Consider the following 13,699-nt stretch of genomic DNA (forward strand, 5'->3'; position numbering starts at 1 on the left):
CCTTCCGGTAAGTGGGATTCGCATGTGACGCGGAAGTTAGTCGGAGAAATTGTGAAGCGGAGTCGAACGATGAGTCGTCAAAGGTGGGGTCTGTCCGTGCGCGGGGGGAACGGTCGAGCGTCGAAGGGCGCGGCGATGATCGCGGCGTCTCTCGGTGCTCTCGTTCTGATGACCGCGTGCACGTCGGGCGGCAAGGACGTCAGTACCGAAGGGTCGGCGCCGATCGATTCCAATCCGCTCACCGAACTCATCAAGCCGAAGCTCACCTCGACCGCTGTCGACGGCGCTGTCGGCTTCTCGCCGGGCGACCCGGTCAAGATCAACGTCGCTGACGGCGCTCTGTCCGACGTGACGATGGTCAATCAGGACGGCAAGGCAGTTGCCGGCGCGATTGCTGCCGACGGTGCGTCGTGGACCACCACCGAGCCACTCGGCTACAACCGCAAGTACAAAATCGAGGCCCGCGCATTCGGATTGGGTGGCGCAAGTACGACGGTCACGTCCTTCACCACCAGCGCACCCGGCAACGTCACCAAGCCGTATGTCTTGCCCAACGAGGGTGACGTGGTCGGCATCGGTCAGCCCATCGCGGTGCAGTTCGACGAGAACATCCCCGATCGCAAGGCTGCCGAAGCTGCGATCACCGTCACCACGACTCCGGCCGTCGAAGGTGCGTTCTACTGGGTCAACAATCGTGAGGTCCGTTGGCGTCCGGAGAACTACTGGGCACCGGGCACCAAGGTCGACGTGAGCGTCAACGTGTACGGGCGCAATCTCGGCAAGGGAGTCTTCGGGCAGGAAGACGCGAAGAGTTCCTTCACCATCGGTGATGCCGTCATCGCCACGGCGGACGACAACACCAAGCAGGTCACTTTCCAGGTCAACGGTGAGACCGTCATGACCATGCCCACCTCCATGGGCAAGGACAGCACTCCTACCGACAACGGCGTCTACATCATCGGTGACCGCTTCGCGAACATGATCATGGACTCGTCCACGTACGGCGTCCCGGTCACCTCGGCGCAGGGTTACAAGACCCCCGTCGACTGGGCGACCCGAATGTCCTACAGCGGTATCTTCTTCCACTCGGCGCCGTGGTCGGTCGGGCAGCAGGGCTACTCCAACACCAGTCACGGCTGCCTCAACCTGAGCCCGTCCAACGCCAAGTGGGTCTACGACAACACCAAGCGTGGGGACATCGTCGTCGTCAAGAACACCGTCGGCGGCACTCTCTCCGGCACCGACGGCCTCGGTGACTGGAACATCCCCTGGAGCGTCTGGAAGACCGGCAACGCGGACGTCTGAGTGCGTCCCTGAAGCCTTGAACGGCAGAATGCCCCCGACCGTCCGGTTGGGGGCATTCTGCATCTGCACACCTTTTGTGAGCGAAAGTGCCTCTCGGTCTATCTGAGGCGACGGGAGGTACGTTCGCTCGGTGTCAGCGTCGACCGAACGCGTCCACTCCGGTCATCTCAGCGGACAGTGCCCACAATCTGCGTGCGTCGGCGGGATCGGTAGCCCAAGGCTTCACGCCGCCGACGCTCATGTCATCAGTCTGCGCGACGTCCGCGATGTTGCAGTCCTGGAGATACGCGCCGGAGTGATCGGCGAGTATCGGTGCCGTCGCTGCCCACACCGTTGTAGCGGCGCCCTGGGAGGGAGTCTTGAACCCCGGCACGGCGTCGCCATTCGACGTCGTCCATCCGAGATCGTGTTTCTCCGATGCAGAGAAGTGACGTTGAAGGGGAGTGAGGATGCTCCCGGGATGGACGGAGAACGCACTGATACCGCGTGAAGCACCGGAGCTCGCCAGCTGTACAGCGAATAGAGCATTTGCAGTCTTGGCTTGACCGTACGCAAGCCAGCGGTCGTAACCGTTGCGGAAATGTATGTCATTCCAACGCACTCCCGACAGAAAATGTCCCGCCGACGAGACAGCGACTACGCGAGAACCGTTTGCGGGCATGGCTGGCACAAGCAGGTTCACCAGTACAAAGTGCCCGAGGTGATTGATCGCGAATTGTGATTCCCAGCCGGAGCCGACACGGAGTTCCGGGCAGGCCATGACCCCCGCATTGCAGATGATGATGTCCGGATTGATCCTGGATTCGAGAATCTCTCGCGCACACGATCTGACACTGCTCGGGTCCGACAGGTCGCACGCTCGCACTTCGATACCCGGAATGTCGGCCACCGCGCTCCGTGCCTGTTCTGGTCGGCGGGCAAGAACTACAACTCGCGCGCCGACCGAAGAAAGTGACTGCGAAACCTCATATCCGAGTCCGGAGTACCCGCCACTGACCAAAGCCGTAGTGCCGGCTAAATCTTGTCCGGCAAGTACGTCGTCGGCAGTGGAGACTCGGGAGTATCCGGTGCTGATTTTGCGCTGGATGGAATTCATGGCTGCGACCGTAAAATCTGGAGTGCACTCCAGGTCAAGGAAAGGTCGCCAGGCAATGCGCGAACTGTCAATCGGTGACGTCGCTGTCCAGACCGGAATCAGTATCGATTCCCTTCGATACTTCGAACGTGAGGAATTGCTCGTTCACGAGGTGGCGCGCTCGGCAGGTGGGCGTCGGGTCTACTCCGAAAGCGATGTCTCTTGGTTGAAGCTGTGCAATCGCTTCCGAGACTCGGGTATGCCGATCGCCACGATCCGCGAATTCGCCGCGCTCGTCAGGTCAGGTCCAGGAAACGAGAAGGAGCGGCTTTCACTTTTGCAGTCGCATGAGGAGTTGATTCGATCCAGGATCTCTGCGCTGCAGGACAACCTGACCGTCATCCACGACAAGGTTTCGGCGTACGAGCGACATGTTCGCGAGGGGACCGTCGCAGGTGTCTGGGAGCCGCAACCGTCGCCCGAGTGATCGACGGCTGGGGCTATTTGCGGCGAATTCCAGCTACCCCGATGTAAGCGAAAGTGGCTTTCGGTCTGTCTGAGGCGACGAGAGGTACGTTCGCTCGGCCCGGGCACGGGTTGCTCGGGAGCGCGCGATTTGTCGCGGTCGCCACCCCACCCGGCTGTGGAAGGGGAGATTGGGGCTGGCGCACAAACCAAAAGAACCCCCGAAAATGTCTTCCGACATTCTCGGGGGTTCCGCTTGGGTGAGCGACGGGACTCGAACCCGCGACAGCCAGGATCACAACCTGGTGCTCTACCAACTGAACTACGCCCACCATTGCCTCGGCCACCGGTTCGACCCGGCTGCTTTGACGAAAGAGATACTAGCGCGAAAGTCGGTCAGGAAGCCAATCGGCAGGTCAGGCGGGACCCAAGCCCTCTACGACGGCTGCAATCTCCGCGCTCGACGGTCCGGGCGCCGCGACGAATGCAGTGCCGCGGTAGTACTTGAGTTCGCGGATGGATTCCTTGATGTCGGCGAGTGCCCGGTGGGCGAGACCTTTTTCGGGCTGGCCGAAGTAGATTCGCGGGTACCAGCGGCGGGAGAGTTCTTTGATGGAGCTGACGTCGATCATCCGGTAGTGCAGGTATGTGTCCAGTGCCGTCATGTCCCGTGAGATGAATCCGCGGTCGGTGGCGATTGAATTGCCTGCCAAGGGAGCCGTACCGGCGACGGGAACGTGCTTGCGGATGTACGCGAGCACCTCTTTCTCCGCCTCGGCGAGGGTGACCGTCGACTTACGAACCTCTTCGGTCAGTCCCGACTTTGCGTGCATCTTCTTCACGACGTCGGGCATTGCAGCCAACGCGTCGTCGTCGGCGTGGATGACGATGTCCACACCTTCGCCCAAGATGTTCAAGTCGCTGTCGGTCACCAGAGCCGCAATCTCGATGAGTTTGTCCGACTCGAGTCGCAGCCCGGTCATTTCACAATCGATCCATACCAATTTGTCCTGCACCAGGAACACAGTAGTGCGCGCGGGCGCGGGATAAGGTCTGCGGTGGAAACTCGACGTGTGTAAGACGGCGTTCGGGTGATGACAAGAACTTCGCCGCATTGCAACGAGGAGGGCTTTTCGATGACCGTGGATCCGAAGGACGGAGCAGCGCCGCCGACGCCGGCGGAGAAGGCGAAAGCTGCCAAGGCTGCCGCTGCCGAAGCCGCTCGGATTGCAGCTGAAGCCGCTGCAGCAGCTGAGGAAGCCGAGAAGGAAGCGGCTGCCGCTGAGGCCGAAGCATCGGCCGGAGCCACCCCCGCTGCTCAGGTGCCCTCGGGTGCTGCCGCTGAAATCGCGGCGGGCTATTCATCCGAGGGGCGGGCACTCGAGCTCGGCTCGGTGGTTATCGACGGTGTGGCAGATCCCACCGCACGGGTGCGGATTCCGTTGGCGACGATCAACCGTCACGGTCTGATCGCCGGTGCGACGGGTACCGGCAAGACCAAGACGTTGCAGGGCATCGCCGAGCAGCTGTCCGCCGCGGGTGTGCCGGTTGTGATGGCCGACGTCAAGGGCGATCTCTCGGGTCTGTCGAAGGCGGGGGATCCAAGCGAGAAGATGAAGTCTCGCGCAGTCGAGACGGGCGACGATTCGTGGACTCCCGCTGGGATGCCAGTCGAGTTCTTGTCGTTGGGAACGGACGGAATCGGTATCCCGGTGCGCGCGACCATCACCAGTTTCGGGCCGATCCTGCTCAGTAAAGTGTTGGGCCTCAACGAGACCCAGGAGTCGACTCTAGGGCTGATCTTCCACTGGGCCGACACTCAGGGCCTGGCCCTGCTGGACCTCAAGGATCTGCGTTCGGTCATCGCGCACCTGACGAGCGCTGAGGGCAAGGCCGATCTGAAGGGTATCGGCGGAGTTTCCTCGGCGACGGCGGGAGTGATTCTGCGCGCGTTGGTCAACCTCGAAGCAGATGGTGGTGACACCTTCTTCGGTGAACCGGAACTCGAAACCGAGGATCTGCTGCGTGTCGTCGGCGGTGCCGGTGTGATCACGCTGTTCGAACTCGGTGCCCAGGCGGCGCGCCCGGCAATGTTCTCCACCTTCCTGATGTGGGTGCTCGCGGACCTGTTCCAGGCGCTGCCCGAAGAGGGAGATCTGGACAAGCCGAAGCTCGTGTTCATCTTCGACGAGGCGCACCTTCTGTTCGCGGACGCGTCGAAGGCCTTCCTTCAGCAGGTGGAACAGACGGTCAAGCTCATTCGTTCCAAGGGCGTCGGTGTGTTCTTCTGCACGCAACTTCCGACCGACATTCCGAATTCGGTGCTGTCACAGTTGGGTGCGCGGGTTCAGCACGCCCTGCGTGCCTTCACGCCCGACGATCAGAAAGCCCTCAACAAGACCGTCCGCACGTACCCGAAAACCGAGCACTACGACCTGGAAAAGGCACTGACTTCACTCGGCATCGGTGAAGCCATCGTGACCGTACTCTCGGAAAAGGGTGCGCCGACGCCGGTGGCCTGGACCAAGATTCGTCCTCCGAGGTCGCTGATGGACACCATCGGCAACGACGCGATCAAGGCGGCCGCGTCGTCGAGTCCGCTGAATCAGAAGTACGGCCAGACCATCGACCGCGAGTCGGCGTACGAGAAGCTGACGGCCAAGGTGGCCGGTGCTCCGACAGCGGATCAGTCCCTGGATCTTCCGTCGCTGCCCGATCTGCCGCCACCGCCGCCGGCCGAGCCGGAAGGCCCCAACATCGCCGAGCAGATCTTGGGCAACTCGGCTGTCAAGAGTTTCCTGCGCTCGGCGGCTTCGGCTGCGGGACGCGAGATTTCGCGAAACATCTTCGGCACCGGTAGTCGCCGCAGGCGCTGAGGCTCAGGCGCCCGCGAGGTCAGATGCCGACCTCGCGGGCCAGCAGGTCGTTGATCGATTCGCGCCTGATCAACGGCCGCGCAATCCCGCCCAGCACGGCGACGACCGGCGGCCGGCCGACGCTGTTGTAGGTGGAGGCCATGCTGTGGTGGTATGCGCCCGTACACGGCACTGCCAACAGGTCACCTTCATGTAGGTCGGCGGGAAGCCTTGCTCCGACGGCAATTTCGTCGCCCGATTCGCAGTGTCGCCCGGCGACGGTGACTTCCTGGAGCGGTGCGCGCGAATGTCGGTTCACCAGTTCGACGTCGTAGTGGCTGTCGTACAACGACACCCGAGGGTTGTCGCTCATCCCGCCGTCGACGGAAACGAAGGTTCGACCGCCGCTGATCGTCTTGATGTTCTGTACGCGATAGAGCGTGACTCCGGCGCGCGCGGCGATCGCTCGGCCAGGCTCGAGCACGATTTCGGGGCGAGGGAAGCGGTTTCGGATGCACGCGTCGTCGAGAGTTTCGTCGATGACGTGAGCGAGGCGGGTCAGATCCAGTTGGGCGTCTCCCGGCACGTAGGCGATCCCATGGCCACCGCCGAGATCGAGTTCGGTGAGGATGATTCGATGCGTGCGTCGTATGTCGTCCATCTGTGCGATCATCGTCTCGATCGCGGGGCGGAAGAGTTCGGGATCGGTGATCTGGGAGCCGAGATGGCAATGCAGGCCGATGAGTTGCAGGTGCGTCGCGTTGGCGACGACGGATACCGTACGTTCCAGTTCTTCGGAAAACGCTGGTAGGCCGAACTTTTGGTCCACGATGCCCGTGGACACTGCCTTGTGTCCGTGTATGTCGATGCCGGGTGTGACTCTGACCAACACCTTCTGTCGGTGGGTGCACACCGACGCGAGCCGTACCGCTTCGCTGGGGGAGTCGAGGACGATCCGGCCGACACCCGCGTTGACCGCCGCCCTCAGTTCGGAAACCGATTTGGCATTGCCGTGCAGGATGATTCGATGGGGGTCCACGCCCGCGGCAAGCGCGACGGCGAGTTCACCGGCGGAACAGACATCCACCCCGAGTCCCTCGTCGGAGACCCAGGTAGCCATCGCTCGAATCATCAGTGCCTTGCCGGCGTACACGATCTCCGAGTCGGGGAAGATCTCTCGATACGTGCGGCAGCGGTGCCGCACGTCCGCCTCGTCGACGACGTACGTCGGTGTGCCGTACTGGTCCGCGATCTCTTCGAGGGAGACGTCGCCGATGCAGACACGCCCGCTGTGGTCGTGGCGAGTACTGATGGGCCACAACGCAGGATCCATACGCGGTGTCATTGCGCCGCGTAGGGAGGGGAAGATTTCGAGTAGCGTCACGTCGATCTCCTGAAGGTGACCCGCCGTGTTGCGGGCTACTTTCAGATCTACTCCCGAAGATCACCGGTGGGGCGGATCTTGACGCTTACTTGACGCGCCGCCGAACGAGGTTGACGCGGCTCTGACGGCCTCGGCACTGTGCCCGTGGACTCACTGTGCCCGTCGCCGCCTCCATCCGAACCAACCGAGCACCGCGAGCAATGCCACCGCGGCGCCTCCGCCGATGACCGTCGATCGGTCGGCGGACACACCAACGGACGGAGTTCCGCCGGGGCTCGGGGCGTAACCGGCGCCGCACACGGACTCGACCGCCGCTTGGATGTCGAACCCGGTTTCGGTAGCCGGCCCGCAGCTGTGCCCCTCGTGCTCGGCGTCGACGTCGTACGGCGCAGAAACGAACATCAGCTGCTCGGTGCCGAGCACCTAGCTTGTGCCACAACCGTTCCCGTTCGCGAGTGTCCCCACCGACGTCACCGATGCCAGATCGCCTTTGTAGACCCGGCTGACGTCGAACAGGTAGGTGTCCTCGAACCCGTCCGAAGTTTTCTCCGTCGGAGTCCCGAGGAAAACGGTGCCGGAGACGCTCACGGCTTCTTCCGGGGTAGCCGATGATGCGCACGAACATGCATTCGCTGCCGAGGGCAGCAGTAAGGGCAACCCTCCGGTCAAAAGAAGGATTGCCCCGACTGCCAGTGTTCTTCGCATCGCCATTAACCGACTATATGGTCTGCTATGGCCTGCTCTGAGAAGTTTGAGTGAATCAGCCGCCGAGCTTCTTGTAGAACGTGCCCACGATGGGCGCAACGACGGCACGCGGGCTGTAACCGCCCGCGACGGACATCGCCTTGCTCAAGATGCCCGGTACGACGCGCATCTTGTTCTCGGCCAGGCCGTCGAGCGAGACCTTGGCGGTGTACTCGCTCGAGATCCAGAAGAAGTCCGGGACGAGCTTGTCGACGATCGACGCTTCGGCCGGGTCCGGGGTTTCGGTGCGTACGGGGCCTGGGGCGAGCAGGGTGACGTTCACTCCGGTGCCCTTGAGTTCACCTCGCAACGATTCCGCAAAGGTGTTCACGAACGCCTTGGTGGCTGCGTACGTCGCGTTGTTGGGGATCGGCATGTTGCCGGCCGCGGACCCGACCATCAGGATGGCTCCGGACTTGCGCGCGAGCATGCCGGGCAGCACGGCCAGCGTGAGATCGTGCACTGCAACGGCGTTGAGCTCGACCTGGTCGCGCTCGTAGGCCGGGTCCAGCTCGGCGATCGGCCCGAAGGTGGCGATACCGGCGTTGTTGCACAGGATGCTGATGTCGCGGCCACCGAGTTCCTCGACCAGAACGGCACGCGCCGCGCTGTCGGAGAGGTCCGATGCACGGACCTCCACCTCGACGCCGTGCGCGGCGCGAAGCTTCTCGGCGAGGGCCTCCATGACCTCGCCACGACGGGCAACGAGGATCAGGGAGTGTCCGCGTGATGCCAGATCAGCGGCCAGTGCCTCTCCGATGCCGGAGGAGGCGCCGGTCACTACGGCGCGGGCTGTGGTTGTGGGTGTCGGCAGGCTCACGATCAGTCAGCGTAGCCGGTCAGATCTTCGCGGCCAGTCGTGTGCCCTGTTCGATGGCACGCTTGGCGTCGAGTTCGCCAGCGACATCCGCGCCGCCGATGATGTGGGTCACCACACCCGCGACGGTCAATTCGTCCACGAGATCGCGAACCGACTCCTGCCCGGCGCAGATGACGATGGTGTCGACCTCGAGAAGTCGGGGCTTCTCGTGCTTCTCACCGAAGGTGATATGCAGGCCGGCGTCGTCGATGCGCTCGTAGTTGACGCCCGAGAGCTCGTGGACGCCCTTGTTCTTGAGGGCCGCCCGGTGGACCCAGCCGGTGGTCTTCGCGAGGCCGGCGCCGATGCGTCCTGGCTTGCGTTGGAGGAGGTAGACCTCCCGCTCGGAGAGTTCTGGTACCGGAGTGGTGAGAGCGCCCGGGGCCATTTCGGGTTCGGTGACGCCCCATTCCTGCTTCCACTCCTTGAGATGAAGAGTGGGGGAAGTGGGGTGCGTGAGGAATTCGCTCACATCGACGCCGATGCCGCCGGCGCCGATGACGGCGACGGACTTGCCGACGGGCTTGCCCTCTCGGACGACCTCGGCGTAGGTCAGCACCTTCGGGTTCTCGATGCCGGGGATCTTGGGAACCCGCGGCGTCACGCCGGTGGCAACCACGACTTCGTCGAAGGAGCCGATGAGATCTGCCGGTGCGACGCGGGTTTCGAGCTTGACCGTCACTCCAGCCACGTCCAGCATGCGGGTGTAGTAGCGAATGGTCTCGGCGAACTCTTCCTTACCCGGAATGAGCTGTGCGATCCCGAATTGCCCGCCGATCTTGTCCGAGGCCTCGAACAACGTGACCGAATGACCACGCTGAGCAAGGTTGAGTGCTGCGGAAAGTCCGGCGGGGCCGGCACCGACGACGGCGAGGTTCTTGGTCCGCCGGGTGGGGGAGAGGATCAACGTGGTCTCACGGCCCGCGCGCGGATTGAGCAGGCAGGAGACCTGCTTGTGAACGAAGGCGTGGTCGAGGCAGGCTTGGTTACAGGCAATGCACGTGTTGATCTCGTCGGACGCTCCGCGTTCTGCCTTGTTCACCCAGTCGGGATCGGCGAGCATCGGCCTGGCCATCGAAATCAACTGCGCGTCACCGCGGTTGAGGATCTCTTCGGCAGTCTCGGGCATGTTGATCCGATTCGAGGCGGCTACCGGAATGTCGACGTGCTTCTCGAGTTTGCCGGTGATGTCGACGAAGGCTGCTCGGGGAACCGAGGTGACGATGGTGGGCACCCGTGACTCGTGCCACCCGATGTCGGTGTTGATGATCGTGGCGCCGGCAGCTTCGACTTCCTTTGCCAATGAGACGATTTCATCCCAGGTCTGACCGCCCTCGACCAGGTCTGCCATCGACAACCGGAACACGATGATGAAGTTCGGGCCGACGGCCTTGCGTGTGCGTCGCACGATTTCGACTGCCATGCGTCGACGGTTCTCGGAACTGCCGCCCCACTGGTCGGTGCGCTTGTTCGTGCGCTCGCAGAGGAACTGGTTGATGAAGTAGCCCTCACCGCCCATGATTTCGACGCCGTCGTAACCCGCGGACTTGGCCAGACGCGCGCAGCGAACGTAGTTGCGGATCTGCCAACGCACCCCACGGCCGGTCAGCTTGCGCGGACGGAACGGATTGATGGGCGCCTTGATCGACGACGCGGAGACACTGAACGGCTGGTAGCTGTAGCGGCCGGCGTGCAGGATCTGCATGGCGATCTTTCCACCCGCGTCGTGAACCGCCTTGGTGATCCGGCGGTGACGGCGCGCTTCGATGCGGTTGGTCAGCTTGGCACCGAAGGGTAAGAGCCAACCGGTGCGGTTGGGCGCGTAGCCGCCGGTGATGATCAAGCCGACTCCGCCACGGGCACGTTCGGCGAAGTACTCGGCCAAGCGGTCGGTGTCCTTCGCGCGATCTTCGAGGCCGGTGTGGATCGATCCCATGACGACGCGGTTCTTCAGCGTCGTGAATCCGAGGTCGAGCGGTTCGAGCAGGCGGGGGAACTGTGTATCCGTCATGACTGAAGATGTCCTTCCGTGGCGTACTCGCCAGTGTCTTCGGTGGCGGGCTCGCCAGTGTCTTCGGTGGCGGGCTCGCCAGTGTCTTCGGTGGCGTACTCGCCAGTGGGCAGTGCGTCCAGAACTTCCTGGCACCAGTCGGTGAATCCTTCCTCGACGCGAATGCCGCCGCGAAGTACGAGGTACTGGTGCAGCGAAGAGCCGGAAAGCGCTGCTGGATTGGGGAAGTCACGCTTTTCGATGAGTCGGTAGACGTCGAGGCGGGCGGCGTGGCCGTCGCGGTGGCGAGCGACTTCGCGTCGTAGAGCGGGGAGATCGGCGTGCGCAGCGGCCCTGATCTTGATGGCCAACTCGTTGCGCAGGTGGTTCGGTTCGGACGGCTCTGCGATCCATCGGGTCAGTTCGGCGCGGCCGGCATCGCTGACGCGGTACATCTTCTTGTCCGGTCGGCCGTCCTGCGCGATGGCCTCCACCTCCACCCAGCCTGCCTCGTCCATTCGCTTGAGGACTCGGTAGATCTGCTGGTGCGTCGCGCTGTGGAAGAAGCCGATCGACTTGTCGAACCGGCGTGTGAGGTCGTATCCCGACGCATCCTGTTCGGACAGGGAGACGAGCAACGCATGTTCGAGTGCCATGGAAAAAGTATCTATGCACTCAGGTGCGTATGCAACTAAGTGCGTACTAACTCGGGTGCATAGAACGTCTTGTATGTCGACTTCGGAGAGAGGCGCCGAGTCGGCCGCGCGCAGTTAGGCTTCGCCGTATGAGCGCCGAGTCCACGAGCACGCAGGCCGAGCCACCCGCAGGCATCGGCGGTGCGGCCACGAAGAGTCAAGTGTTCGCATGGGGGCTGTGGGATTGGGGATCGGCCGCATTCAACGCAGTGATCCTCACGTTCGTCTTCTCGGTCTATCTCACCGACGCGGTCGGTGACGACCTTCCCGGCACGATTTCGGCAACTACGTGGCTCAGCTGGGCACTCGGAATCGCCGGCTTCTTCATCGCGATTCTCGCTCCGATCACCGGACAACGTTTCGATGCGTCGGGTAAACGTAAACTCTCGCTCGCGATACTGACCGGCATCACCGTGCTCTCGATGGCGGGCCTCTACTTCGTCGAGGACAACTACCGCTATCTGTGGCTCGGATTGGTTCTGCTCGCAATCGGTTCGGTGATCTTCGAGCTTGCCGGCGTTCCCTACAACGCCATGATGCGGCAGGTGTCGACACCGGAGAATTTGGGTAGAGTCTCCGGTTTCGGCTGGGCCATGGGATATTTCGGCGGAATCGTGCTGCTGTTGCTGTGTTACTTCGGGTTCATCGTCGGCGACGGCGACACTCGGGGATTCCTGGGATTGACCACCGACGGCGGCATGAACATCCGGATGGTGGCACTGCTGGCTGCAGTGTGGTTCGCGGTCTTCGCGATTCCGGTGTTCGTCAAGGTTCCCGAGTTGCCCAGCCCCGCGGTCGATCCGGGAGCGTCCAAGGCCGGGTTCCTCGACTCCTATCGGGTGTTGTGGCGCGATCTGCGCGAACTCTGGAACGTCGACAGGCGCACGATCTGGTACCTGATCGCGAGCGCGCTCTTTCGTGACGGTCTCGCGGGCGTGTTCACCTTCGGAGCCGTGCTGGCTGTCAACGTCTACGGAATCAGTGCGGCCGACGTGCTGTTGTTCGGTGTTGCGGCCAACGTGATTTCCGCAATCGGTGCATTGGTGGCCGGACGTTTCGACGATCGGATCGGACCCAAACAGGTCATCACCGTCTCGCTGGCGTCGATGATCGTGGTCGGCGCGATATTGATCGCGGTGTCGGGGCCGGTGATGTTCTGGATCTTCGGTCTCGCGCTCTGCCTCTTCGTCGGGCCCGCTCAGTCTTCGGCACGAACCTTCCTGGCGCGCATCACCCCGCCTGGGCGTGAAGGTCAGATGTTCGGCCTGTATGCGACCACAGGCCGAGCAGTGTCGTTTTTGGCACCGACACTGTTCGGCCTGTTCGCATGGCTCTTCGGTGCAGACCGTGCCGGCATCATCGGACTGCTGGTGGTTCTCGGCGTCGGTCTTGCCGCATTGTCGATGGTGAAGGCGCCGGAAGGGGACAGTGCGCTTCCCGTCAATCCTTGAAGTAGACCAACTGGTGTGTCGTAGCGAGCAATGCGCCGTCACTGCCCCAAATTTCGGCCGACTGATCGAAGTAGCCGTTTCCGAACCGTTGGGTCCGCGCCGTTCCCAGGACGGAATTGTCTGCCTGTTCGGTCAGCGTCTGAGCGTCGGCGTGGAAGTAGATGGTCATCGAGACCGTTCCAGCCGGAGCCATCTTGCCTCGGCGCAAGAAGACTCGTGGGAAGAAGACATCGCACAGTGCGGTCAGCGACGTGAAGTCGAGAGCGCGTGCCGGTTGATCGCGCACCCAGAGCGTCGTGGTCGAGTCGGGATGCTCGCCCGACTCCAGGTCGGGGATCGCACCCTCGACAAAGCGCATCTCGTAGTTCTGTGCCCAGGCGATGAACTCGGGGAACGGCAGCAGCGTAACGTCTTCGGCCGACGGAACTTCCGGCATCGTGATCTCGGTAGACGACCAGGTTTCACGCCTGGTACCGAACACTGCCGTCGCGGTAGTGGCGACGGTTCCGTCCTGAGACAGTTCGATGGACCAGTGCTGCGTCGAGCGGTTGGTGCGCACCGGCCGGGCGGAGATCTCGAAGGCGCCCTCGGTGATCGGACCGGCAAAGTTGACGGTCAACGACAGCGGATCGCCGAGGCGTTCGGGGTGCTTCAGTACGGATTCGAGCAACGTGGCAGCGGTGACGCCGCCGAACGGCCCGACCATGTTGTTGTACGCCGGATTGGTCTCGCCGGTCGACAGGCCGGCGGTGAGTGGCGTCAATCCGACAGCAGCGTCGAAAGGATGGGGTGGTGCAACGGTCTCGGTCATCGCAGAACTCCTGGTGATGGAATCAATTCGGCTCTATGTATGACAACATACATAGAGCCGAATTC

12 protein-coding genes, 1 tRNA gene and 1 pseudogene are annotated in these 13,699 nt (G+C 62.8%); 4 read left to right on the top strand and 10 right to left on the bottom strand.

Translation table 11 applies throughout. The annotated features are described in order from the left end of the window. The first annotated feature begins 135 nt into the window (after positions 1 to 135). On the top strand, positions 136 to 1,305 hold the full coding sequence (locus ABIE52_RS03385) for a L,D-transpeptidase (protein ID WP_397525145.1): 1,170 nt from the start codon (positions 136 to 138) through the stop codon (positions 1,303 to 1,305). Positions 1,306 to 1,438: 133 nt separating this feature from the next. Here the strand turns inward: ABIE52_RS03385 and ABIE52_RS03390 are convergent, their stop codons facing one another. Next, a complete protein-coding gene (locus tag ABIE52_RS03390) occupies positions 1,439 to 2,401 on the bottom strand; it encodes an oxidoreductase (RefSeq protein WP_192712940.1) in 963 nt (320 codons plus the stop codon). 55 nt (positions 2,402 to 2,456) lie between these two features. Here ABIE52_RS03390 and ABIE52_RS03395 point away from each other — a divergent pair, with 55 nt between their 5' ends. After that, a complete protein-coding gene (locus tag ABIE52_RS03395; RefSeq protein ID WP_161120692.1) occupies positions 2,457 to 2,867 on the top strand; it encodes a MerR family transcriptional regulator in 411 nt (136 codons plus the stop codon). Between the two features lie 237 nt (positions 2,868 to 3,104). Here ABIE52_RS03395 and ABIE52_RS03400 read toward each other — a convergent pair. Continuing rightward, positions 3,105 to 3,177, bottom strand: a tRNA-His gene (locus ABIE52_RS03400). 84 nt (positions 3,178 to 3,261) lie between these two features. After that, positions 3,262 to 3,861, bottom strand: a complete 600-nt coding sequence (orn, locus tag ABIE52_RS03405) for an oligoribonuclease (RefSeq protein ID WP_024487359.1) — start codon at positions 3,859 to 3,861, stop codon at positions 3,262 to 3,264. A gap of 120 nt (positions 3,862 to 3,981) precedes the next feature. On the opposite strand from orn, the gene ABIE52_RS03410 reads away from it, so the two are divergent. Next, positions 3,982 to 5,721 (top strand): helicase HerA-like domain-containing protein, encoded by a 1,740-nt coding sequence (locus ABIE52_RS03410; RefSeq protein WP_192712941.1) that lies wholly within the window; start codon positions 3,982 to 3,984, stop codon positions 5,719 to 5,721. A 19-nt stretch (positions 5,722 to 5,740) separates the two neighbouring features. Here ABIE52_RS03410 and lysA read toward each other — a convergent pair whose 3' ends face one another. The 6 genes and pseudogenes from lysA to ABIE52_RS03440 all read right to left on the bottom strand — a co-directional run. After that, positions 5,741 to 7,084, bottom strand: a complete 1,344-nt coding sequence (gene lysA / locus ABIE52_RS03415; protein WP_192712942.1) for a diaminopimelate decarboxylase — start codon at positions 7,082 to 7,084, stop codon at positions 5,741 to 5,743. A 150-nt stretch (positions 7,085 to 7,234) separates the two neighbouring features. Then, on the bottom strand, positions 7,235 to 7,486 hold the full coding sequence (locus ABIE52_RS03420) for a hypothetical protein (protein WP_256083113.1): 252 nt from the start codon (positions 7,484 to 7,486) through the stop codon (positions 7,235 to 7,237). Positions 7,487 to 7,507: 21 nt separating this feature from the next. Further along, complete coding sequence (locus ABIE52_RS03425; protein WP_231915833.1) at positions 7,508 to 7,672, bottom strand: hypothetical protein; 165 nt, start codon at positions 7,670 to 7,672, stop codon at positions 7,508 to 7,510. Between the two features lie 172 nt (positions 7,673 to 7,844). Further along, positions 7,845 to 8,648 carry a mycolate reductase gene (gene cmrA / locus ABIE52_RS03430; protein WP_007733327.1) on the bottom strand — a complete coding sequence of 268 codons (804 nt, stop codon included), beginning with the start codon at positions 8,646 to 8,648 and terminating at the stop codon, positions 7,845 to 7,847. Positions 8,649 to 8,667: 19 nt separating this feature from the next. Continuing rightward, complete coding sequence (locus ABIE52_RS03435; RefSeq protein ID WP_084324804.1) at positions 8,668 to 10,698, bottom strand: NADPH-dependent 2,4-dienoyl-CoA reductase; 2,031 nt, start codon at positions 10,696 to 10,698, stop codon at positions 8,668 to 8,670. 110 nt (positions 10,699 to 10,808) lie between these two features. Further along, positions 10,809 to 11,333: pseudogene (locus ABIE52_RS03440) on the bottom strand (PadR family transcriptional regulator); the annotation flags it as partial. A 128-nt stretch (positions 11,334 to 11,461) separates the two neighbouring features. Here ABIE52_RS03440 and ABIE52_RS03445 point away from each other — a divergent pair. Then, positions 11,462 to 12,823: an MFS transporter gene (locus tag ABIE52_RS03445; RefSeq protein ID WP_030537590.1), complete on the top strand. Its 1,362-nt coding sequence runs from the start codon at positions 11,462 to 11,464 to the stop codon at positions 12,821 to 12,823. On the opposite strand, the gene ABIE52_RS03450 is transcribed toward ABIE52_RS03445, so the two are convergent. Continuing rightward, entirely contained in the window at positions 12,813 to 13,634 is an 822-nt protein-coding gene (locus ABIE52_RS03450; protein ID WP_007733332.1) for an acyl-CoA thioesterase, read from the bottom strand. The two genes, ABIE52_RS03445 and ABIE52_RS03450, sit on opposite strands and share 11 nt — an antisense overlap. Between the last annotated feature and the right edge of the window lie 65 nt (positions 13,635 to 13,699).

It is taken from the genome of Rhodococcus sp. OAS809 (assembly GCF_040546695.1).
GTDB lineage: Bacteria > Actinomycetota > Actinomycetes > Mycobacteriales > Mycobacteriaceae > Rhodococcus_F > Rhodococcus_F qingshengii.